Source organism: Mycobacterium sp. 3519A, from assembly GCF_900240945.1.
In the GTDB taxonomy this organism is placed as follows: Bacteria; Actinomycetota; Actinomycetes; order Mycobacteriales; family Mycobacteriaceae; genus Mycobacterium.
On record NZ_OESG01000012.1, the window covers coordinates 73,375 to 94,309 of the forward strand.

Genomic DNA, 20,935 nt, shown 5'->3' on the forward strand with positions numbered 1-20,935 from the left:
TCCCGGGCTCCAGCGCTAGCTGAGCTCCGGTAGCTTGCCTGCGCTGACCGTCGACTGCAACTCGACGTACTCCGACAACCCTTCGGGGCCGAACTCACGGCCGATGCCGGACTGCTTGAATCCGCCGAACGGGCAGGTGGTGTCGAGCGTGTACATGTTGATGCCGTAGGTGCCCGCCCGGATCTGGGCTGCGATCTCCAGACCGTGCGCGACGTCGTCCGTCCACACCGACCCGGCCAGCCCGTAGTCGCTGTCGTTGGCGATGCGGATGGCGTCGGCCTCGTCGGCATACTCGAGCACAGTCAGCACCGGCCCGAAGATCTCCTCACGCGCGATCCGCATTTCGTTGTGCACGTCCGCGAACAGTGTCGGCTGGACATACCAACCGCGATCGCGGGGTTTCTCCGGACCGCCCAACACCATTCGCGCGCCCTCGTCGACACCGTGCCGGATGTAGCCTCGCACGCGGCCCTGCTGACGCGCGGCGACCAGCGGCCCGATATCGGTGGCGTCGTCAGCCGGATCACCCACCTGCAGGTCGGCCATCATGTCGGCCAGCGCGTCGACCACCTCGTCGTGGCGCCGCTCGCTGACCAGGATCCGGGTTTGCGCCACGCAGGCCTGCCCGTTGTTCATCAGGCTCGCCATCTTCAAATGCTTGACGGTGCGGTCGATGTCGGCGTCGTCGAGAATGATCGCCGCCGACTTGCCGCCGAGTTCGAGGCTGACCCGCTTGAGCTGTTCGCCGCACAACGCGGCGATCCGCCTGCCCGTCGCCGACGACCCGGTGAACGAGATCTTGTCCACCCCGGGATGGCGGACCAACGCTTCACCGGTTTCGCGTCCGCCAGGGATGATCGACACCACGCCTTCCGGCAAGTCGATCTCGTCCAGCATCTCCGCCAACCACAATGCGTCCAAAGGGGTTTCGGGTGCGGGCTTGACCACGACGGTGCACCCAGCGATCAGCGCCGGGATGAGCTTCGGCATGATCAGGAACTGCGGGACGTTCCACGGCACGATCGCACCCACCACCCCGACGGGGGCGCGGCGCACGTGCACCTCGCCGAACAGGCCCTGCCGCCGCTCGACCCACGGAAAGTCGCGCCCCGTCGCGAGGTTGAGATGCATCTGCGCCACCGCGCCGGTGGCCTGGCCCAGCTTGCTGAAACTGCGCGGCGAGCCCATCTCGGCGGTGATCAGATCGGCCATCTCGTCGGTATGGCCGCTGTACACCGCGGCGAGTTTCTCGATCTTCTCCATCCGCTCGAACGGCGTCAGCCGCGGCCACGGTCCCTCGTCGAACGCGGTCCTTGCCGCCTGCACCGCCCTGTCGACGTCGGTGGCCGACGCCTCGGGCGTCTCGCCGATCGCCTCCTCGCTGTGCGGTGAGATCACCGAGATGCGTCGATCGGTGGCAGGTTGCTGCCAGCGGCCGCCGATATAGAGCTTGTCGTAGACAAGGGATTTCACGGTCGCGCCTCCGAACCGCTAAAGTTGCTATTGCTGTAAACATAGCAAAAAAGGCAGGTGCCGTGGACAACACCGATTGGCGTGTGTACCCGTTCGACCTGGTGCCGGGCGACCCGCAGTTGTCGTTTCCGGGCGCCGAAGGCAACCACCCCGACTTCGAATCCGACACCTGGTTCATCGCCGGTGACCTGACCGCCGCCTCCGGGCGGAACTTCGCGTTTCTGACGATCTTCAACAAGAACCGGCCCGGCGCGGGGATCGTCGCCGACTTCTACACGTTCGCCTTGTTCGACCTCGACACCGGCGACTACGCGACGTTCACCGACTACGACATGCCGCCGGCCAACTTGGCACCGGGGGCGCAACCCAAACTCTCCACCGAGACCGGCCATCTCGACATGACCTACGACAGCAGCGCCGGTCGAGCGACCTGGCGGGCCTGTCGCGACCGACACGACCGGTTGATCCCGTATACCTACGACGTCAGCCTGGTCGGGACCGACGCCATGCATCTGGATCTGCACGTCACTCCCTCGCGCGCGCCCGTTCCGCTCGGCGCCGCCGCGTACAACGGCAAGATCGAGTGTTTCGGGCAGCCTGCGACCTACTCCTATTTCCAGCCCCGGATGGCGATGACCGGCACACTGCGCTGGGGTGCGGTCGACGAGAAGGTGTCCGGACGCACGGGCCACGTCGACCGGCAGTGGTTTCCGTTGGTCGCCAACGACGGCGGACCTACGGGCGACATCAGGTCGCGGGCGCACGAGTGGCGCACGATCAACCTCGACAACGGCGTCGACTTGTCCGTCTGGCACCAGTTCGATCGCACGAATCGCAATGCGTTACAACCATTCTCGGGCGCCACGACCAGCTCCCCGGACAACGCTTCCGAATACGCCGACGACGTCGAGGTGACCGTCGACAGTTACGTACGCTGGCCCGACGACGTCAAGACCCTGGTGCCGCCGCCTTCGACGGTCCGGTACATGCCCGATCGGCACCGCCTGACGTCGCAGCAACTCGATCTGGACCTCGTCGGCGAACCGCTGGTGCCCGCCCCGGCGCACGGCCTGCCCCTGGAGTACATGGAAGGTCCCTTTCGCTACCGCGGCACACACCGCGGCCGCCCGGTCAGCGGGTTCGCCTTCTACGAGCGATCGCTCGCGCTGTACCGGGACTGGGAACTGGCAGACGTGATCGCGGCGGCAAACCCCGCCGAACGTGAACTCGTGCTCGAAGAAATCGCGAAATCTCGCACGTAAGCTCACGTTCGGCGGAGCAGCGCCTCCTCCCACATCTGATGGCGGTGTTGTAGGCCGGGTTCGTTGCGGCCGAACACCAGATGGTCACGCGCACCGGATTCGAGGTTGGCCTGCAGACCCGCCACGAGCGCGTAGTCCTCGTCGCGCACCGTCGCGTGGGCATAGTCGAAGACCGCGGCCGCGCCGGCGGCCGTCGCCTCGTCGGACAGGTCCAGCGGCGTGGAGTTCTGGTGCACGGTGATCGACCGCCCCGGCACGTCGCCGGGGTAGACGCGGAACAATTCGCCGTTGGCGATCGTGCACGACAGCACGATGTTCGGGAACAAGGCGTAGATCACCACCATGGCCTGCAGCGGATCCCACTGCTCCTCAGGCATGTCCACCAGGTCTTCAATTCCGTTGAGGGGGAAGACGAGTCGATGGTGCGGGCCGAACGAATCGAACACCGTGCAGTTGCTGCGCGCGATGGTCGCGAAGGTGGTCTTGTGCACGGTCGCGAAGTGGTAGTTCTCCGCGAAGGTGTCGATCGCGAGTTTCCAGTTGATCGGGCAGTCCAGCACCTTCTCACCCAGCGGTGACCAGCGTCCGACGCCCCACGCCTCGAGTTCGTCGGCGAGCGGTCCGAGGAAAGCCGGGATGTCGAGCGATGCCTCGCGGTCCAGTGAGATCCACAGGAAACCCGCGCATTCCGTGGCGGGTAGTTCGGTCAATCTTCTAGGCCCCGAAGATGTTTCGGGGAATCCTTCCTTGCCTGGCACGCCGACCAGGTTGCCCTCGAGATCGTATGTCCAGGAGTGGTAGGGGCACGCGAGCCTACGCGCGGCACCGCAGCGTTCGGCGATGCGGGACTGGCGGTGCAGGCAGACGTTGTCGAACGCGCGCACCGTGTTGTCGGCGCTTCGTGTCAGCAGAATCGACCGGCCCAGCACGGTTTTGGTGCAGTAGGTGCCGGGATGAGGCAGTTCGGAGGCATAGCCGACCAGCTGCGGGCTGGCCGTCAACAGCGCGGTGTCCTGCGCGTGACGCTCCGCCGATGTGTACGTGTCCGCGGCCACCTTGTGCTCGGCAGGCACCAGGTCCGTCGTCTTGTCCCGTGCGAGCTTGACCGCGCGGCGGGTGAGATCGATGAGCTGGTCGCGATCCATGGCCCACCATTCTTGTTGTTTTTATAACAAAAGCCAACAGTCGCCGAAAATCGGCTGGTGAACGCCGTCTGGCGCGTATTGTCCGCTGAATCCGGGTCGGGGCCTGAGATGGAGGGGCGGCCATGGCGATTCTCGGCGGAAAGGCCGGTAGCTGGGTCAGACGGTTCGCGGTCACGGCGTTCGCGGCCGCGCTGATCCCCGGGTTGGTGGGCCACACACCGGCGGCCAACGCGTATTCCAGCCCCGGGCTGCCCATCGAATACCTCGAGGTGCCGTCGCAGGCGATGGGCCGCAACGTCAAGGTCGAGTTCTTGAGCGGCGGTCCGTCCGCGCACGCGGTGTACGTCCTCGACAGCATGGAGGCAGGCGACGACCTCAACGGCTGGGACATCAACACCCAACTGTTCGACTGGTACAACGGCTCGGGGCTGTCGCTGGTCCTGCCCGTCGGCGGCAAGTCGAGCTTCTACAGCGACTGGTACGCACCCGCCGCCGGAAACGGCGGAACACAGACGTACAAGTGGGAAACCTTCCTCACTCGGGAACTGCCTGCGTGGTTGGCCGCCAACAAGGGGACACCGCAGACCGGTAACGCCGTCGTCGGGTTCTCCATGGGCGGGTCGTCGGCGTTGATCCTGGCCGCCTTCCACCCGCAGCAGTTCGCCTACGCCGGATCCATATCGGGGTTTTTGAACTTGTCGGCCGACCCCGGCCAGGTGGGCATCGCGATGATGTGGAACGGCGGCTTCAGCCGTGAGGCGATGTGGGGTCCGCCCGGCGACCCGGCATGGGCTCGCAACGATCCCACGGTGCAGGCAGGCAGGCTCGCCGCCAACGGCACCCGGCTGTGGATCTACTGCGGCAGTGGCACGCCCACGGATCCGGCGCTGGCCAGCCCGGACGCGCCGATCGGCGGGCTGGGCTTCCTGGAGGGGATGGCGGTCGACTCCAACCATGCGTTCGCCGACGCCTACATCGCCGCGGGCGGCAACAACGCGGTGTTCAACTTCGCCGACGGCATCCACGCGTGGGGGTATGCGGGCCAGCAACTGCAACAGATGAAGCCCGATATCCAGCGGGTGCTCGGCGCATCGCCTGCCGCACAGTCGTGAGCCGCTGGGTGGCACGCACCGAGCGCACCGTCTCCGAGAAAATTCCCGCCGCACCGGAGGAGGTCCGGGAGTTCTACGTCGACCTGCACAACATCAAGAAAGTGCATCCGCTGGTGGTCGAGGTACATACAACGGGTCGTGAACAGACCGCCGACGGCTACCAGCTCAGCTATCAGGTGAAGGACCGTGTTCCGTTGGGCCCGTTGCAATTACGGATCAAGTACGGGGCACGCCTGCATGTGCCCGACAGCGGCCCGGTCACCGCGGAGGCCCGCCAGTTCCCCCGGGTGCGACTGCGGACGACGGTGACCTTCGAGCCGATCGACGACGGCACGTTGATCACCGAACACATGCGCATCGAGGCGCCGCGCCTGTTGGCGGCGATGACGGTCAACGAGGCGGTCAAGGCGCACACCGCCATGTTGGCAGGCATGCGAGAGTGCTTCGGTTAGCTACTCGCCGGAGTCGGTGGCTTCCGGGGTCTCAGGGGTCTCGGGGGTGGCGTCCAACACGCTGACCGCGATGCCGTACGGCAAGAAGCGCACCCTGCGTGTCGGGTCGGTGTTGTTCTTGTTCGCCCTAAGTGCGTCGAGTTCGGTCGGATAGACCTGTTCGATGTGCGCGCCACCGTCGTCGTCGACCGTGTAGATCGCCCAGACGCCGTCACCGGTTTCGCCGGTGGTCTCCGGTTCGGTTCTGCCCCGCGATTGCCGGGTGAATTCGTCGAAGAGGTTGGCCCAGCCGGCACGCTCCCCGGACGTGGTGAAAAACCTGCTGACTCCGTCGAGCGCGTCGCGTAGGCCTTCGCCCGCCTCACGGACCACCCGGTCGAACTCCTCGGGATCGATCCCGAAAGGCCCGTTGCTGCTCATTGCGGTTCCTCCTGCCAGCCATGCACCGCAGCGTTGCGGCAATCCCCAGTGTGCCCGCGCTCGGCGAACTAGTCGACTGACCGTGGCGGCGGGTGGTAGGCAACCCATATGGCATTCACGCGCGCCGACGTGTTGGCTACCGCGGAGCGTTCCCCGGCCGCCGCGGGCGCGCATGACCGCACGGCCTGGGTCGGTCTGTTCGCGCCGGACGGCCGCGTCGAGGACCCGGTCGGCTCCGCGCCGCATCGTGGGGTCGCCGCGATCGGGCGCTTCTATGACACGTTCATCGGCCCGCGCGTGATTCGGTTCCACCCAGATGTCGACATCGTGGTCGGCCGCACCGTCGTGCGCGACGGCGAACTCGAGGTGACGATGGCGTCGACGCTCACCATGAGGGTGCCGGTGTACATCCGCTACGACATGGCCGAGGATGGGGGAGAGCTGAAACTCGCTGCGCTGTCAGCCTTTTGGGAACTGCCCGCGATGGCGTTGCAGTTTCTGCGCGGCGGCGTCAGGGCAGTGCCTGCGGGCCTTCAGCTGTCGAGACTGCTGCTGCGCAATCAAGGGCTCGTCGGCACGCTGGGTTTCCTCGGCGGTCTGCGCGGTGTCGGCAGCGGGGCGAAGGGAGTGGTTGCGCGGTTCCTGGATGCGGCCTGCGCAGGCGACGAAGTGGGGATGCGCAGACGCCTTGCCGGCCAGGTCCGGATCTCCACCGGCGACGACGCGCCGCTCAGCGCGGGGGACCTGGTCAGGCATCTGTCGGGGGCGCACTGGCGCAAACTCATCGGGTCCGGGCCAGTGGTCGTCGCGGCCACCGAGCGGGCCGGTCAGCGCAGCGTCGTCTTCGCCGAGGTGGCGGCCGAACCCCTTGCCATCACGCGGATCCGCGTGTTCAGCGAGGCGGGTTGAACCGTTTCACCGGTTGTCTGCCCGGGTAGACCGGTCGGCATGACCGGCACAGCGACGATGACGCCAGCGAAGCCCGCGGCGAGCGGCCGGTGTCTCGATTCGGTCGCGTTGTCGCGGTTGTGACGGCGGACGTGAGACGGTTACAGCACCATGGACGCCGCTGACTACATCACCTACGAACAGTTCGGCCGCAAGTTCTTCGAGACCGCGGTGAGCGAAGAACGCGTGGGCGGGGCGATCGCCGAGATCGCCGGAGACTCGTTCGAGATCGGCCCGATTGCCCAGGGGCCGGGCAAGTTCGCCAAGGTCACCGCCAAGGTCAGGATCATGGATCCCCGCGTGACGCGCACAGTGGGTGAGCTGATCACCTTCGACATCCGGATCCCGCTCGAGATCGACATGGTCGTCGACCTGCGCATCGACCGGCCGAAGTTCATGGTGTTCGGCGAGATAGCGCTGCGCGCCACGGCACGGGCCGCCGAGCCGCTGCTGTTGATTCTCGACTTCGACAAACCCCGTTCGTCCAACATCTCCATCCACGTGACGTCGAAGTCGCTGCGCGCCGAGTTGGTGCGCATTCTCGGCAATATCGACGCTGAGATCAGGCGGTTCATCGCCGCGCACGTAGCCAGTGAGATCGACAGCCCGGCGTCGCAGAAGGCGAAGGTCATCGACGTCGCCACCAGCATCGATGCGGCCTGGACGGGTGTTTGACGTACGCTGCCCTGGTGTTGCGCAGACGAACCGCCCTCGCCATGTCCGCCGGTGTGTTGGTGTCCGGACTGGTGTGGGCCGCGCCCGCGCAGGCCGACACGACTGACGACGCATTCCTGTCCGCGTTGACGGACGCCGGCATCGGGTCGGTCGATCCTTCGGACGCGGCGGCGCTCGGGCAGCAGGTGTGTCCGATGCTCGCCCAGCCGGGTCAGACGGCCGCCGACGTGGCCGCCAAGGTCGCCGACGCCGGCGGGATGTCGCTCGGCCCGGCCACCATGTTCACCGGTATCGCCATCTCGTTGTTCTGCCCGGCCGCGGTGTCGTCGATCGCCAACGGGCAGCCGCCGATCCCGCTCAACCTGTTGGGCTTCTAAACCCCGACGGCTTGAAGTCGCGGCCGTCTTGGTCCGCGGCCGTCTCCCGACGATCTGCCGCGGAAGTGCCGCCACAGCCACGGCACCAGCATGTTCTGCGTCCACAGCGCCTGCGAGACCACCTGGTAACGCAGTGTCTGCCGACTCGGCCCGCCACCATTGCGCTCTGCCCAATCATGGTTACTCCCAGGCAGATTCAGAGCTTCGGCGGCTGCGGCGGCGAACAGTTCGTGGCCCTTGGGGGAGCCGTGTACCCGGTCGGCGCTCCAGGTGTCGGGGTGGGTCATCGACGGGGCGTGGTAAAGGTCGACGAGGCGGAAGCCGTACCGGTCGGCGGCGGTCCGGATCTCGGCGTTGATCCGCACCACCCGCGCTGCCAGCAGCCTGCCGATCGGCAGGATCTTCGACAGCTCCGGGAAGGTGGTCGTGACGACGGTCGCGTCGGACACCGCCAGTCGTGCGTAGAGGTCCCTGAGTTCGGCCATCGCATCGTCGAAATGCGGACCGGGCCGGGTGACGTCGTTCATCCCGATGCAGACCGTGATGAGGTCGGGGCTCATGGCGAGCGCCTGCGGAAGCTGCTCGTCCAGCAGGTCGCGGATCCGCCTACCCCGCACGGCGAGATTGGCGTACGCCAGACCGGGGTGATGGGCGTCGACGAGTTCTGCCAGCCGGTCGGCGAACCCTCGCAACCCCGTCGAGTCGTCGCCGTCCCATAGCCCTTCGGTCTGACTGTCGCCTATGGCGACATAGCGCGAATACCCCGGCACACCGGGCACTCTAGCCGCGGAGCGCCGCCTCTACCTGCGACGCTCCGGCTTCGGCAGCCAATTCGCGGTGCCGGTCGGTCACCTCGGCGCCGCCGGAGCGCAGGATCTCGACGACGGCGGCGACGTCGCCCGCCCGGTAGCCCGAGTAGCGCGCGCCGACGCCGGCCCACCACGGCAGCAGCGCGTCGAGGCCGGCGCCGGGATCCGCGCCCAGCTCGACCAGCGCGGCCACGGTGGCGGGCAGGATCCGGCGCGCCGCCTGCTCGATCGGGCGTCTGCCACTCGGCGTGGCCGCGTCGACGGCGGCCCCGGCCCGCACCAGTGCGCGGACGAGTTCGGGGTTGACGTGGTCGTTGTTGCCGTCGACGACGTGCAGCGGCGTGGCACCGTCGGAGTCGGTCAGATCGGGACCGATGCCGTGGGCGAGCGCATGCGAAAGCGCGACCGTTCGGCCGAGCCTGACGATCTCGTGCAGGATCGTGGTGAACCTCTCGCCGCGCGCCGACAGCGCGATACGACGGCCCGCGTCGGCGCCCGCATCGATCAGCGCGACCACGATGCCGGCGCTGGGGGAGCGCACCCCGTACCAGAGCGGCGTCGCACCACAGGGATCGAGCGGATCCGGCTCGGCGCCCCAGGCGAGCAATTCGATCACTTCCGTACTTCCGCTGCGCGCCCGCCGGAACAGGTCGAGAACCTCGGTCGGCAACGGCGTCGTCCACGCAGGCGGATCGACGCCGAGAGCGTCGAGCACCATCAGGGTGCCTGCCCGCCTTGCACCAAGGTCGTACCAGGGCCACGGCCCTTGGCCCTTGGCCACGAAGTCGGCGACCGGCATGCGCGACTCTTCGGTGATCGTCCTGCCGTCATCGGTGTCGGAGGACCAGAACACCAAGTCGTCGCCGTCCCGCGAGACCGTCACGCTGGCCGGGCCCTCCTGGTAGCGCGCGAGTTCGAGCACGGCTACAGCATTACCGAACGGCGAAGAAGGGGCATACAGTCGGGTGCCCCTTGGGCTGACGCGTCTACTTGACGTCGACGTAGACCGTCTTGTCTGTGACGGTTGTGAAGATGTCGTTGCCTGCGCCGGCTACCCCGGTATCGGTGCGCGAAAAGGTCTGGCCCGGCCGAACGGCCACGACGCTGGCCCGGTCGAGCGGGGTGGTCCCGATCCGGTTCACCACCACGGTGTAGCCGTCGGCCCGCAGTTCGTTGATGGTCTGTTGCGCGTTGCCCGGTCCGGACGGCGCCGCCCCCGCCGGAGCCGCCAGGCCGATGGTCGTGGCCGCGGCCGACCCGGCGACCGCGACGGCAATTCCGAACTTCCTCATCCCTGGCCCTTTCGTCATATGTCGCGGCCGTTGGACTCGGCAAGTCGGTCACCGCCGCTCTCATAGTGAGATAGGCACAGGGGTTTCACATCTGGTCGTTGCGACCGGCGAACGGTCTCCCGAGCCGCGGTCGGACGCTAGTGGCGCTAGAAGAACCGCCCGATTCTGGTCAAGTTGAGCGGTACGCCGACCACACTGAGTTGATTGAGGATGTCCTCCAAGCGTTTTCGCGGAACGTCCATCCGCCATTCCGTCAGCGTGCCCGTCAGGCACACCACGCCGGGCGCGAAGCTGATGCCCGTCAGCATCAGCCCGTGAGGCAGCTGCGGTAGCCGCACCGGATACGCCGGAGTCCGCTCGGGCAACCGCCATCGCGAACGACGGATGACCAGACCGCGCGGCTTGAGCCACAGTGTCGAGCCGTCGAGGTGCGCGTCGACCTCGACGTTGCCCAGCAGCGGCCGGTTGGCCAGCCGCAGCCGCGCGATGCCGTCGGTGTCGACCTCGCCTGCCAGTCGCGGCGCCGCCCACCGGAACAGCTCATCGAGCACCGGCGCGGGAATCTCCAGCGTCAGCTCCACCGGCGCGGCGACCAGGACGGGCGGGGCGGTCGGCTTCATGTGCACGTTGTGCAGCACCGCCGTGGCCCGTTCGAATCGGCTGTCGTTCCAATGGATGTCGCGCGCCGCGAGGCGGACGTCATTGAGCTGGCCGACGGAGAGCCCGCGTACGTCCAGGCGTGAATCGAATTCGGTGATCGTCAGCGTGAGGTCACCGTCATCCAGCCGGGCGGTCAACCGCCGGCCCACTACCAGCCGTCGCACAGTCATGAACAGCGTCCGGTAGGCCGCCGCCGCGCCCGTGCTGACCGGAGTGACCGCCGCCGTCGACCACAGCGACGTCAGCATGTCGAGCGGCCGGAACGGGTCGAACCGGCGCAGCGGACGCGCCATGCGCCCAGCTTCCCTCATCTGCGCGGCGGAGTGAAGCTCGACAACAACGCGCGCATGCTGTTGGCCACCGCGTGCCGTGTCTGCAGCGGATCGGAAGAATTCGCGATCAACATCGCGCCCCGGGTGAGCGCTCCGAGCAGCAGCCGGGTGGCGGTCTCGGGGTCGTCGACGGTGATGGTGCCCGCCTCGGCGGCCGCTGTCAGCGAGTGCACGATCACTTTGTGGGCGTATCGCTCGTCCAGTTCGGTGTAGCGGGCCAGGCCCAGCACCGCGGGCCCGTCGACGATCAGGATGCGCTGGATATCCGGCTGCAGCACACCGTCGAGAAACGCCTCGAAGCCCCGGGCCAGCTCGTCGATGCCGTCTGATGCACCTTGCGCCGCTTTGGTGGAGGCAGTCATCAGATCGGTGTGCGCGTGGACGAAAACCGCCTCGAAAAGCGCTGTCTTGGTAGGGAAGTGGTGATACAGCGCCCCGGTGGTGACGCGGGCCTCGCGGGCCAGATCCTCGACAGAAGTGGCACGAAACCCGTTCTCACCGAAGAGCCTGCGACCGGCCGCGATCAGCGCGGCCCGCGTCTGCGCGACCTGTTCGGCGCGCAGCGAGGCGGGCTGGTCCGACATGTCTGACTCCTCTTGCTCGTACCGACAACACCCTATTGACATAGTGCTATTATGTGAAATAGTTGCCCTATGACATCAGCCCCCGTACCCCTGACCGGGCCGGCCGAAGACACCCGCCGCGCCTACGGCCCCACCCTCAGCGCCCTGCGCGCCGCCGTTTCACGAAGCGCCCAGCTTTGGCGTCGCATCGACAAACCTAACGCCGCCGTGCCGGGCCTGGCGTGGACCGCCGCCGAGACCGCGGCCCACGTGGTCGGCGACCTCCACGACTACACCCAGGCACTGGCCCGGCATGCCGGTGGCTACATGACGCACGCCGTTCCGTCGACCGAATCGCCGTCGGCGCTCAGCGCCAAGGTCAACGCGCGCCACCTCGAGGAGGTCAACGAGCGCAACCTCGGCCGGCTGGCCGACATGCTGGAGGTGACCGCCGAGGCGTACCTGAACGCCGCGGCGACGGCCGATCCGCACGCCCAGATCGTGACCCCCAACGGATTGGTGATCAGCCCGCCGACCATGGCCGCGCTGCTACTGGGCGAGCAACTGATACACGGCCTCGACATCGCGCGCACCGCCAAGATCGACTGGCCGATCGACAAAGCCGACGCGTTGCTGGTGTTCCCCGGCGCGCTGACCGTGATGCCGCAGTATCTGCGGCCGCGGCGCGCGGCAGGTGTGCACGTCAGCTTCGAGTTGCGGATGCGTGGCGGCCCCCGCTACCGGATGGCGGTCGACGACGGCACGGCGGTGGTGACTTCAGCCGGGGCGCGAGCCGACTGCGTGATCACCGCCGATCCGGTCGCGTTCCTGCTGCTCGGCTTCGGCCGCGTCCCGCAGTTGTCACCGGTGCTACGCGGCCGGCTTCGGCCGGGTGGACGCAAGCCGTGGCTGGCGATGAAGTTCGGCTCGCTGCTGCAACGCCCGTAGCACGTACTGTGGGGGGCGATGACGTCTGTGGTGATCGTCGGCAGCGGGTTCACTGGTTTCGAGTGCGCCCGTCATCTGGCCAAGAAGCTTCGCAAGAACGACACGTCGGTGGAGATCTCGATCATCTCGCCGGTCGACTACATGCTCTACACCCCGCTGCTTCCGGATGTCGCGGGCGGCCTGGTGGATGCGCGCTTCGTCGCGATCCCGCTGGCCAACACTCTTCGGGGGGTGCAGCAGATCCGCGGCCGGGTCGACGGCGTGGACTTCGAGCAGCGCACCGTGACGTTCACCGACCCTGAAGAGCGTGCCCGCACGCTGCCGTGGGATCGCCTCGTCCTCACACCCGGATCGGTGACCAGACTGTTCGACGTGCCGGGCCTCGCTGAGCACGCGCGCGGCCTGAAATCGACCGCCGAGGCGTTGTTTCTGCGCGACCACGTGCTCGAGCAACTGGAACTGGCCGACGTCGACGACGATCCGGGACGGGCGGCGGCGCGGCGCACGATCGTGGTGGTCGGCGCGTCCTACTCGGGTACCGAACTGGCGGTTCAGTTGCGGGCGTTGGCCGACTCGGCCGCCAAACAAATCAACTTCGACCCCGCCGCAGTCAAATTCATCCTGCTGGATCTGGCCGAGCAGGTGATGCCGGAGGTGGGGGAGAAGCTCGGCGCCGCCGCGCAGCGAGTGCTGCAATCGCGCGGCGTCGACGTCCGCCTCGGTGTGACGTTGAAAGAGGTGCACCCCGAACACGTTGTGCTCAGCGATGATTCGTTGGTCCGCACGCACACGGTGGCATGGGTCACCGGCGTGACCGGCGCGCCGTTGATCGACGAGCTGGGCCTGCCGACCGAGAAGGGCCGGCTCAAGGTGGACACCGAACTGCAGGTGCCAGGTCATCCCGGGGTGTTCTCCGCCGGTGACGCGGCCGCGGTGCCCGACGTCACCCAGCCGGGCAAGATCACCCCGCCGACCGCACAACACGCGACCCGGCAGGGAAAGGTGTTGGCGCACAACGTCGCAGCCAGCCTCGGCCACGGCACGATGAAGACCTACAAGCACCGCAACATGGGTTTGGTGGTCGATCTCGGACCGCGAAGGGCGGTTGCGAACCCACTCAACATCCAGCTGTCCGGGTTCCCGGCGAAGGCCGTCACCCGGCTCTACCACCTGTACGCGATCCCGCGGTTCGTCAACCGCTGGGCGGTGTCGCTGGCATATCTGACCGACGTGTTCTTCGACCGGTCGGTCGTGTCGATGGGCCTGTCGTCGAAGGAGGATGCGCAGTTCTCCGCCAGCGAAGGCATTCCGATGCCGAAAGCCGACTGATTCAAATCGCCTGCGGCCGGGAAAGCTACCGGCATGGCTACCTATCGCGTGTTGAACCCCAAGGGTGAGGTCGTCGACACCAAGGACATCGAAAGCGCCGACGACGCGCACGCGTGGTTCGTCGACCAGAAGGCCGAGCCGGAACTCGGCTGGCGCATGGAGGTCAAAGCCGACGACGGCCACTGGGCCTTCTTCGACGACAGCGAAGGCGACCGCAAGTACTAGCCTGCGGACGCGTGCCGCGCCAATTCCAACTGGCTGCGCGCGCGCAGGGCCTGCGCGGCACTATCCGGCATGCCCAGCACCCTGATGCACGCGTCCGCCACGTGCTCCGGCAGGGTGGCCCGCTCCCGGCCAGGCGGCGTGGTCCACATGTTGACCAATGATTCGACCAACCGGAACGGCAGGTCGGCGGCCGCCTCGTCCACTCCGGTGACCGCGACGATGGATCTGCTGACCGCCAGATAGTGCAGTCGCAGCCGTTCCCGATCCGACCAGAAGGGTTGCAACCGGGCACCGCGCAGTTCCGGTTGCAGGTACAGCGCGCCCAGGTTCCAGCGCCCGTCCAACAATTGGCGACCGTCGAAAACGGCGAGCGCGTGCAGATGCTCTTCCGGGCGCAGGCTGGGCTGGGCGGCTGACAACCGGTCGGCGAGCAGCAGGGTGGGCGTCACGGTCTGACTGAGCAGAGCGCACAGGATGTCGTCTTTGGTCTTGAAGTAGTGGTACAGCGACGCCTGCCGGATCCCCACCGCCTCGGCGATGCTGCGCGTCGACGTGCCCAGATAGCCCAGCGTCGTGAACAGTTCGCCTGCGGCGTCGAGGATCTCATCGCGCGCGGTCGACCCGGGCCGCCGCTGGGTGGTCAGCCGCGGCCTGCCGGCGCGAGTCATCGACATGGTCCCATCGTGACCTACTGAACAGCGGATATGTGTTTCTGTCACACGACAGAAACGCGCGACACGAATCGGTTACGCAGCGCCCGTGTTTGGTTACGCCAGCGACACCCACCGCCTCGGGCCGCCCTGAAAACTGTCAAGTGACAGGCCGGGGGTGCTAGGAGCGGTGGATGAGTAGCGCAGTGTCCGAGGTGGGCAGTGGGTCGTCGACGCCCGACGAGCGCTCGCGCGAGGAGGCAACAGATGAGGCTGCGCAGGTGGCGACGGTCACCGATTTGCACGTCACGTTTCGCCGAAACGGCCGTGACGTACATGCGCTGCGCGGGGTATCGCTGGAGATCGCCCCGGGCGAGATCCTCGGTTTGGTAGGCGAATCGGGGTCGGGTAAGAGCGTGCTCGGCTTCACCATGCTGGGCTTGTTGCCCCAGGCGCGGGTGCAGGGCTCGGTGGTCGTGACGGGCACCGACATGGTGACCGGTGATGCGAAGACCCTGCGTAAGGTTCGCCGCCTCGATCTAGGCGCGGTGTTCCAGGACCCGATGACGTCGTTGAACCCAACGAAGCGGATCGGCAAGCAGGTGGCCGAGGCCGCCGGCAGCGACGAGCAGGCGCTCAAGCTGCTGACGGCCGTCGGTGTCCCCGACCCCAAGCGGCGCTTGAAGGCGTATCCGCACGAATTGTCCGGCGGATTGCGGCAGCGCGTGATGATCGCGATCGCGATCGCCGGTGACCCCGAGTTGATCATCGCCGACGAGCCCACCACCGCGCTCGACGTCACGGTGCAGGCGCAGGTGTTGCGGTTGCTGCTGCGACTGCGCGACGAGATCGGCTGCAGCATCGTGTTCATCACACACGACCTGGGTGTCGCGGCGCAGATCTCGGACCGCATCGCGGTGCTCTATGCCGGTCGCATCGCCGAGATCGGGCCTGCCGCCGACGTTCTCGGCAACCCCGCGCACCCCTACACACACGGGTTGCTGCGGTCACGACTGACGCTGGACACCGCCAGGCACCGCAAACTCGCCGCACTGGCCGGATCGGTGCCGAGCCCGGTCGCTCCGCTGCCCGGATGCGCGTTCGCGCCACGCTGTGTGCTGTCCACCCCAGCCTGCGAGACCACCCCGCCGGATCCTGTCACCGTCGCACCGGACCACGTCAGCGCGTGCATCCTGCCGTTCGAAACCGTGTCCGCCGAACTCGGTTCGCGGCTCGCGACGAGTACCGCCGACGTGGCCGAGGACACGGCCGCCACCGAATCCGAAGAGCCACCCGTGGTGGTGCTGCACGACGTGGTCAAGGCGTTCGGGAAACTGCAAGCCCTGCGCGGGATTTCGTTGACCGTCGGACACGGCGAATCCGTCGCGTTGGTGGGGGAGAGCGGATCGGGCAAGTCCACCCTCCTGCGCATCATCGCCGGGCTGGAGAATGCGACCTCGGGTTCCGTGGCGCTCGCAGGTGATCAGCGACCGCAGATGGTGTTCCAGGACGCGGGCGCATCGCTGACGCCGTGGCTGTCGGTCGGCGAACTGATCTCCGAACGGCTGCGCGGAAAAGGGTTGTCGCGCAGCCAAAGACAGGACGCGGTCGCCGAGGTGCTGCAGCGTGTCGGCCTGCCGCTGGACGTCGCGAAGTCGCGGGCGGGCCAGCTGTCCGGTGGACAACGGCAGCGGGTCTCGCTGGCAAGGGCGACGGTGGTGCCGCCGTCCGTGCTGCTGTGCGACGAACCGACCAGCGCGCTCGATGTCTCGCTGGCCGCTTCGGTGCTCAACCTCATCGGCGACCTTCGCAGCACTTTGGACATGTCCGTGGTGTTCGTGACGCACGACCTTTCGGTGGCCCGCGTGGTCGCCGACCGGATCGCGGTGATGTATCTGGGCCGCATCGTCGAGATCGGCCCGGCCGACGACGTCATCAACAACCCGGTGCACCCCTACACCAGGGCGCTGGTCGACTCCATCCCCGACCTCGGGCGTGAATCACGCGTGCTGCCAGGCGAACCCGCCAGCCCGCTGTCACCGCCGACCGGTTGCGCATTCCATCCGCGCTGCCCGATCGCCATCGACACCTGCGCCGACACCCAACTCGACGTCAGGCTCGAGGGTGAGCCGGGCCATCCGCATCAAGTGGCATGTATCGAACGGAAGGCGAGCTGAGATGGCGATCGCATTACCGGCAGGCGCGCTGACCCGGGGCCGCCTGCGCCTCCCGTCGCTGCCGAAATCCTCTCCGATGGTGATGAACTGGGCCGCCGTCAGCCTGGTCTTCATCGTGACGATCGTCGCGGTCGCGGTGCCGCTGATCTCACCGCATGATCCGCTGGTGCCGGCGGGCATGCCGCTGCAGGCCCCCGGCAAGGGCGGTTTCCTGCTCGGCACGGACGCGATCGGCCGCGACATCTTCAGCCGCGTGCTGTACGGCGTGCGGGCCAGCTGGTTCGCGGCCCTGGTCGTGGTCGCGGTCGGGTTGCTGATCGGCGGGCTGGTCGGGCTCATCGCGGGGGCCACGGGTGGATGGCTCGACAGCCTGTTGATGCGGATCACCGACGCGTTCCTGTCGCTGCCCGCCCCTGTGCTGGCGATCGCGGTGGTGGCCGCGCTCGGCCCCGGTTTCGTCCACACCCTGATCGCGGTGTCGATCGTGTGGTGGCCGTTCTACACCCGGCTGGTGCGGGGCGAGGTCGCTCGGCTGGCCGCCCGCCCGCACATCGAGGCCGCCCGGCTGGCCGGAGTCGGACCGATCCGACTGGCCACCCGACATCTGCTGCCCGGTGCGGTGCCCAACGCGTTGGTGGCGGCGAGCCTCGACATCGGCAACCTGATCCTCACGCTCGCGGCGCTGTCGTTCCTCGGGCTGGGTCAGGCGGCACCTGCCCCCGAGCTGGGTGCCGACACGGCGCGCAACCTGACGTACTTCCTGCAGCAGTGGTGGATTCCGGTGATGCCCGGGGTGGCGGTGCTGGTCCTCGCGCTCGCGGCCAATCTCGCAGGCGACGGCCTGCGCAACCTGATGAAGACGAGTTAGGCGTGGGCATGCAGAAATTCATCCTGTACCGGGTGCTCGCGATGGCGGCGATCCTGGTCGCGTTGATCGCGGTCATGTTCATCCTGCAACACATCTCACCGCTGGATCCGGTGAAGGCGCAGCTCGGGGCGAACGCATCAGCCGATGCCGTTGCCGCCCGCAGACATGCGCTCGGCCTCGACCAGCCGATGATCAACCAGTTCTGGCATTACCTGACCGGTGCGGTGCAGGGCAACCTGGGCCAGTCGTACCGCACCCGGCACGCGGTGAGCAGCGATCTGGGCGACTTCTTCCCCGCCACACTGGAATTGGCGATGTACGGACTCGGCCTCGCGTTGATCCTGGCGGGGCTGCTGGCCTTCGGGACGACGTTGAAGTGGCCCGGCGCCTCCGTGTTGCGGGCGGTGCTGTTCACCGGAGCATCCGCACCGATGTTCCTGCTCGGCATCCTCGGGTTGATCGTCTTCTACCAGAAACTGGGCTGGGTGCCCGCCAACGGACGCATCAGCGTGCCGAATCCGCCGACCGGACCGACCGGGTTGCTGACGGTCGACGGGCTACTCGCGGGGCGGTTCGATGTGGTCACCGATGCGCTGCACCACCTCATCCTGCCCGCGGTGGTGATCGCGCTCGGCCCTGCGGTGGCGATCGGCCGTGTGCTGCGGTCCAGTCTGCTCACCGATATCGACAGCGACTATGCGAGAACCGCTCGCGCCAAGGGCCTTTCGGAGGGCCGCATCATGTTCGGCCATGTGCTGCGCAACTGCGTTGGCGGCGCGCTGGCGATGACCGGGCTCCAGGTGGGCCTGATGTTCTCGGGCGTGCTGGTAGTCGAGCAGGTCTTCGGCTGGCCGGGCATCGGGCAATACATCGCGCAGAGCATCCCGGTGGCCGACTTCCCCGCGATCGCGGGCGTCACCTTGACGTTGGGCGTGCTCTACGTCGCCATCAACACGGCGGTCGACCTCTTGCAGGCGGCAGCCGATCCACGAATCGCGGTAGGAGGAGGTTAGGTGCCAACACAGCCACTGATCGTCGGCAACCCCGTGCTGGTGGTCGTCGACATCCAGCGAAGCGGCGCCATGCCCGTGTCGGAAGTGGGCATACCGCATATGCCCGGACATGCCGAGCGGGTAGCGCGCGCCGAGCAACTGGTTGCCGCGGCCCGCAGTGCCGGCATTCCGGTGGTGTTCTTCCAGGAGGTGCACCGCAACAGCGGGGTCGACTTCGGTCGCGAACTCGACGGCACCGAGGGTGTGCACTGCGTCGAAGGCCAACCAGGCACCGACCTCGAACTGCAACCGCAACCCGACGAGTTTCATATCGTCAAGCGGCGCTATTCCGGTTTCATCGGAACGGATTTCGAGATCGTGCTGCGCGGGCTGCAGGCATCTACGCTGATCCTGATCGGCGGCTTGACCGACGTCTGCGTGCACTACACGTTCGCCGACGCGCACCAGCGCGACTACTACGTGCGGGTGGTGACCGACTGTGTCGGCGGGTCGTCGCAATACCTGCACGACGCGGCGCTGGCCGCCATGGAGTACCTGCAGACCGGTGCCTGCCGCACCACCGAAGAAATACTGGCGGCCTTTGCCGAACTCGCACAACCCGTCCTCGAAGGAGCAACCCAATGAAAAAGCGACTACTGGCTCTTGCCGCGGCCGGTGCCGCCGTGGCGTTGACCCTGTCTGCCTGTGGCGGTTCGGATTCCGGCTCGACCACACCCAACGCCGCGCCCACCGACAAGGTGCTGCACCTGTCCTTCCTTCAGGACCCCGGCCAGCCGCCGGACCCCGACGTCTACTACGCGGGTCAGGGCCTGCTGCTGACCACCAACTTGTACGAGGGTCTGCTGCAGTACAAGGGCGGCACCGACAAGCGGGTGTTGGAACCGCTGCTGGCCACCGAGTGGAAAGCGTCGCCCGACAACAAGGTGTTCACCCTCAAGCTGCGCGAGGGCGTGAAATTCCACGACGGGACACCGTTCAAGTCGGACGCGGTGAAGGCGTCGTTCGACCGTCGGCTGGCCGTCAACGGCGGACCCGCGTACATGGTCAAGAACATCGAATCCGTGACCACACAAGGTGATTACGGCGTCACGATCACGTTGAAGTCACCCAACTTCGAGTTCCTGGACTACCTCGCCTCGGCGTACGGGCCGCGGATGATGAGCCCGACCGGTCTGCAAAAATTCGGCGGCAGCGACTTCGCGCAGAACTACCTGACCACCCATGACCTCGGCACCGGGCCGTACACGCTCACCGACGCACAGGTGGGTTCGCACTATTCGATGGCGTCGTTCCCCGACTACTGGGGACCCAAGCCGTATTTCGAGAAAGTGGAGATGCCGGTGATCACCGACACCTCCGCGCAGCAATTGCAGTTCAACAACGGGCAATTGGCCGCGATCCTGCATGACCTGCCGTCCTCGGCGGTCGAGCAGTACATCAACAATCCGAAGTTCTCGCACTACTCGCTGCCGACGATGATGGCCAGCTTCCTCTACGTCAACCCGAACAAGGGCATCATGAAGGACCAGGCCACCAGGACCGCAACACTGGACACCATCGACGTCGACCAGTTGGTCAAGCAGACATACTTCGGTCGCGGCAAGATCGGCGCCCAGATGTACCCGCCGTACGTGCTCGCCGCCGACTTCGCCAAGCAGAACCTGCACCACGACGCCTCGGCACTGACCAAGATCGCAGGCGGACTGCCGCCGGACCAGAAGGCGATCACCGTCGGCTACGACACCAGCAACCCCGACATGCAGCTGATCAGCAACCTGATCCAGACGCAGCTCGCGGCGGCGGGTCTGACCGTCAAGGTGCAGGGCTACCCGACCTCGGAGATCTACGGCTGGATCGGCACCGACATGCAGGCAGCGCCGGAGATCATGGTCAACCCGGTGTGGCCGGACTCACCGACGCCCTACACGTGGGGCCACATCTCCTGGGACAAGGACGGCGGGATCAACTACCTGGGTTGCTCGTCCCCGCGGGTGAGTTCGGCTCTGGCAGAAGGGTTGCCGACCGGTGCGCCGCAACCCTTCTCCGACGCCGGCGCGGCCGCCGAGGAAACCGGGTGCTGGCTGAACATCGCGGACACCGACGACTTCGTGGTCGCCCAGCCGTGGTTGAAGGGCGTCGAGCAGGCGCATGCGCTGTCGAACCCGAACTCGCTGCGGATCGCTGCGCTGTCCGTAGGGTGATCCG

General features: G+C 67.1%; 23 protein-coding genes. 14 read left to right on the top strand and 9 right to left on the bottom strand.

The window, feature by feature from the left end; all coding sequences use genetic code 11:
* Positions 1-15 precede the first annotated feature (15 nt).
* Positions 16-1,473 carry an aldehyde dehydrogenase gene (locus C1A30_RS02450; protein ID WP_101946702.1) on the bottom strand — a complete coding sequence of 486 codons (1,458 nt, stop codon included), beginning with the start codon at positions 1,471-1,473 and terminating at the stop codon, positions 16-18.
* Positions 1,474-1,535: 62 nt separating this feature from the next.
* On the opposite strand from C1A30_RS02450, the gene C1A30_RS02455 reads away from it, so the two are divergent.
* Positions 1,536-2,735 carry a lipocalin-like domain-containing protein gene (locus C1A30_RS02455; protein WP_101946703.1) on the top strand — a complete coding sequence of 400 codons (1,200 nt, stop codon included), beginning with the start codon at positions 1,536-1,538 and terminating at the stop codon, positions 2,733-2,735.
* Between the two features lie 2 nt (positions 2,736-2,737).
* On the opposite strand, the gene C1A30_RS02460 is transcribed toward C1A30_RS02455, so the two are convergent.
* Positions 2,738-3,880: an aromatic ring-hydroxylating dioxygenase subunit alpha gene (locus tag C1A30_RS02460; protein WP_101946704.1), complete on the bottom strand. Its 1,143-nt coding sequence runs from the start codon at positions 3,878-3,880 to the stop codon at positions 2,738-2,740.
* A 122-nt stretch (positions 3,881-4,002) separates the two neighbouring features.
* On the opposite strand from C1A30_RS02460, the gene C1A30_RS02465 reads away from it, so the two are divergent.
* On the top strand, positions 4,003-4,992 hold the full coding sequence (locus tag C1A30_RS02465) for an esterase family protein (RefSeq protein WP_101946705.1): 990 nt from the start codon (positions 4,003-4,005) through the stop codon (positions 4,990-4,992).
* Positions 4,989-5,444, top strand: a complete 456-nt coding sequence (locus C1A30_RS02470; protein ID WP_101946706.1) for an SRPBCC family protein — start codon at positions 4,989-4,991, stop codon at positions 5,442-5,444. Before C1A30_RS02465 ends, C1A30_RS02470 begins: the two co-directional genes overlap by 4 nt.
* Here the strand turns inward: C1A30_RS02470 and C1A30_RS02475 are convergent, their stop codons facing one another.
* Positions 5,445-5,864, bottom strand: a complete 420-nt coding sequence (locus C1A30_RS02475) for a hypothetical protein (RefSeq protein WP_101946707.1) — start codon at positions 5,862-5,864, stop codon at positions 5,445-5,447.
* Positions 5,865-5,972: 108 nt separating this feature from the next.
* On the opposite strand from C1A30_RS02475, the gene C1A30_RS02480 reads away from it, so the two are divergent.
* From C1A30_RS02480 to C1A30_RS02490, 3 genes are all read left to right on the top strand, one after another.
* The gene (locus tag C1A30_RS02480) at positions 5,973-6,773 is read left to right on the top strand and encodes a nuclear transport factor 2 family protein (RefSeq protein WP_101946708.1); all 801 of its coding nucleotides are present in this window, start codon (positions 5,973-5,975) and stop codon (positions 6,771-6,773) included.
* Between the two features lie 150 nt (positions 6,774-6,923).
* On the top strand, positions 6,924-7,487 hold the full coding sequence (locus C1A30_RS02485; RefSeq protein ID WP_101946709.1) for a hypothetical protein: 564 nt from the start codon (positions 6,924-6,926) through the stop codon (positions 7,485-7,487).
* Between the two features lie 41 nt (positions 7,488-7,528).
* A complete protein-coding gene (locus tag C1A30_RS02490; RefSeq protein ID WP_101947581.1) occupies positions 7,529-7,864 on the top strand; it encodes a DUF732 domain-containing protein in 336 nt (111 codons plus the stop codon).
* On the opposite strand, the gene C1A30_RS02495 is transcribed toward C1A30_RS02490, so the two are convergent.
* The 5 genes from C1A30_RS02495 to C1A30_RS02515 all read right to left on the bottom strand — a co-directional run bounded on the left by C1A30_RS02495 (position 7,861) and on the right by C1A30_RS02515 (position 11,541).
* Complete coding sequence (locus tag C1A30_RS02495) at positions 7,861-8,634, bottom strand: SGNH/GDSL hydrolase family protein (protein ID WP_101947582.1); 774 nt, start codon at positions 8,632-8,634, stop codon at positions 7,861-7,863. The two genes, C1A30_RS02490 and C1A30_RS02495, sit on opposite strands and share 4 nt — an antisense overlap.
* 10 nt (positions 8,635-8,644) lie before the next feature.
* A complete protein-coding gene (locus C1A30_RS02500) occupies positions 8,645-9,595 on the bottom strand; it encodes an ankyrin repeat domain-containing protein (protein ID WP_101946710.1) in 951 nt (316 codons plus the stop codon).
* A gap of 64 nt (positions 9,596-9,659) precedes the next feature.
* Positions 9,660-9,965 (bottom strand): hypothetical protein, encoded by a 306-nt coding sequence (locus C1A30_RS02505; protein ID WP_101946711.1) that lies wholly within the window; start codon positions 9,963-9,965, stop codon positions 9,660-9,662.
* Between the two features lie 146 nt (positions 9,966-10,111).
* Positions 10,112-10,918: a hypothetical protein gene (locus C1A30_RS02510; RefSeq protein ID WP_101946712.1), complete on the bottom strand. Its 807-nt coding sequence runs from the start codon at positions 10,916-10,918 to the stop codon at positions 10,112-10,114.
* Positions 10,919-10,932: 14 nt separating this feature from the next.
* Positions 10,933-11,541, bottom strand: a complete 609-nt coding sequence (locus C1A30_RS02515) for a TetR/AcrR family transcriptional regulator (RefSeq protein WP_101946713.1) — start codon at positions 11,539-11,541, stop codon at positions 10,933-10,935.
* Positions 11,542-11,610: 69 nt separating this feature from the next.
* On the opposite strand from C1A30_RS02515, the gene C1A30_RS35955 reads away from it, so the two are divergent.
* From C1A30_RS35955 to C1A30_RS02530, 3 genes are read left to right on the top strand one after another with little or no spacing between them, the layout of a single operon-like run.
* On the top strand, positions 11,611-12,468 hold the full coding sequence (locus C1A30_RS35955) for a maleylpyruvate isomerase N-terminal domain-containing protein (protein WP_235009624.1): 858 nt from the start codon (positions 11,611-11,613) through the stop codon (positions 12,466-12,468).
* A gap of 18 nt (positions 12,469-12,486) precedes the next feature.
* Positions 12,487-13,797 (top strand): NAD(P)/FAD-dependent oxidoreductase, encoded by a 1,311-nt coding sequence (locus tag C1A30_RS02525; protein ID WP_101946714.1) that lies wholly within the window; start codon positions 12,487-12,489, stop codon positions 13,795-13,797.
* Positions 13,798-13,830: 33 nt separating this feature from the next.
* A complete protein-coding gene (locus C1A30_RS02530; RefSeq protein WP_067800970.1) occupies positions 13,831-14,022 on the top strand; it encodes a hypothetical protein in 192 nt (63 codons plus the stop codon).
* Here C1A30_RS02530 and C1A30_RS02535 read toward each other — a convergent pair.
* The gene (locus tag C1A30_RS02535) at positions 14,019-14,696 is read right to left on the bottom strand and encodes a TetR/AcrR family transcriptional regulator (protein WP_101946715.1); all 678 of its coding nucleotides are present in this window, start codon (positions 14,694-14,696) and stop codon (positions 14,019-14,021) included. The genes C1A30_RS02530 and C1A30_RS02535 overlap by 4 nt on opposite strands.
* A gap of 170 nt (positions 14,697-14,866) precedes the next feature.
* Here C1A30_RS02535 and C1A30_RS02540 point away from each other — a divergent pair, with 170 nt between their 5' ends.
* From C1A30_RS02540 to C1A30_RS02560, 5 genes are read left to right on the top strand one after another with little or no spacing between them, the layout of a single operon-like run.
* Positions 14,867-16,849 carry an ABC transporter ATP-binding protein gene (locus tag C1A30_RS02540; RefSeq protein ID WP_101946716.1) on the top strand — a complete coding sequence of 661 codons (1,983 nt, stop codon included), beginning with the start codon at positions 14,867-14,869 and terminating at the stop codon, positions 16,847-16,849.
* Between the two features lies 1 nt (position 16,850).
* Positions 16,851-17,717, top strand: coding sequence for an ABC transporter permease (locus C1A30_RS02545; RefSeq protein ID WP_101946717.1), 867 nt, complete (start codon positions 16,851-16,853; stop codon positions 17,715-17,717).
* Positions 17,718-17,725: 8 nt separating this feature from the next.
* Entirely contained in the window at positions 17,726-18,730 is a 1,005-nt protein-coding gene (locus C1A30_RS02550) for an ABC transporter permease (protein WP_101947584.1), read from the top strand.
* Positions 18,731-19,354: a cysteine hydrolase family protein gene (locus C1A30_RS02555; protein ID WP_101946718.1), complete on the top strand. Its 624-nt coding sequence runs from the start codon at positions 18,731-18,733 to the stop codon at positions 19,352-19,354.
* Entirely contained in the window at positions 19,351-20,931 is a 1,581-nt protein-coding gene (locus C1A30_RS02560; protein WP_101946719.1) for an ABC transporter substrate-binding protein, read from the top strand. Before C1A30_RS02555 ends, C1A30_RS02560 begins: the two co-directional genes overlap by 4 nt.
* The last annotated feature ends 4 nt before the right edge of the window (positions 20,932-20,935 follow it).

Coding starts and splice junctions, on each gene's coding strand:
- C1A30_RS02465 (WP_101946705.1), top strand. CDS start 4,003: ATGGCGATTCTCGGCGGAAAGGCCGGTAGCTGGGTCAGACGGTTCGCG.
- C1A30_RS02505 (WP_101946711.1), bottom strand. CDS start 9,965: ATGAGGAAGTTCGGAATTGCCGTCGCGGTCGCCGGGTCGGCCGCGGCC.
- C1A30_RS35955 (WP_235009624.1), top strand. CDS start 11,611: ATGACATCAGCCCCCGTACCCCTGACCGGGCCGGCCGAAGACACCCGC.
- C1A30_RS02535 (WP_101946715.1), bottom strand. CDS start 14,696: ATGTCGATGACTCGCGCCGGCAGGCCGCGGCTGACCACCCAGCGGCGG.
- C1A30_RS02545 (WP_101946717.1), top strand. CDS start 16,851: ATGGCGATCGCATTACCGGCAGGCGCGCTGACCCGGGGCCGCCTGCGC.
- C1A30_RS02560 (WP_101946719.1), top strand. CDS start 19,351: ATGAAAAAGCGACTACTGGCTCTTGCCGCGGCCGGTGCCGCCGTGGCG.
- C1A30_RS02485 (WP_101946709.1), top strand. CDS start 6,924: ATGGACGCCGCTGACTACATCACCTACGAACAGTTCGGCCGCAAGTTC.
- C1A30_RS02490 (WP_101947581.1), top strand. CDS start 7,529: ATGTCCGCCGGTGTGTTGGTGTCCGGACTGGTGTGGGCCGCGCCCGCG.
- C1A30_RS02475 (WP_101946707.1), bottom strand. CDS start 5,864: ATGAGCAGCAACGGGCCTTTCGGGATCGATCCCGAGGAGTTCGACCGG.
- C1A30_RS02460 (WP_101946704.1), bottom strand. CDS start 3,880: ATGGATCGCGACCAGCTCATCGATCTCACCCGCCGCGCGGTCAAGCTC.
- C1A30_RS02510 (WP_101946712.1), bottom strand. CDS start 10,918: ATGGCGCGTCCGCTGCGCCGGTTCGACCCGTTCCGGCCGCTCGACATG.
- C1A30_RS02530 (WP_067800970.1), top strand. CDS start 13,831: ATGGCTACCTATCGCGTGTTGAACCCCAAGGGTGAGGTCGTCGACACC.
- C1A30_RS02515 (WP_101946713.1), bottom strand. CDS start 11,541: ATGTCGGACCAGCCCGCCTCGCTGCGCGCCGAACAGGTCGCGCAGACG.
- C1A30_RS02550 (WP_101947584.1), top strand. CDS start 17,726: ATGCAGAAATTCATCCTGTACCGGGTGCTCGCGATGGCGGCGATCCTG.
- C1A30_RS02540 (WP_101946716.1), top strand. CDS start 14,867: ATGAGTAGCGCAGTGTCCGAGGTGGGCAGTGGGTCGTCGACGCCCGAC.
- C1A30_RS02525 (WP_101946714.1), top strand. CDS start 12,487: ATGACGTCTGTGGTGATCGTCGGCAGCGGGTTCACTGGTTTCGAGTGC.
- C1A30_RS02480 (WP_101946708.1), top strand. CDS start 5,973: ATGGCATTCACGCGCGCCGACGTGTTGGCTACCGCGGAGCGTTCCCCG.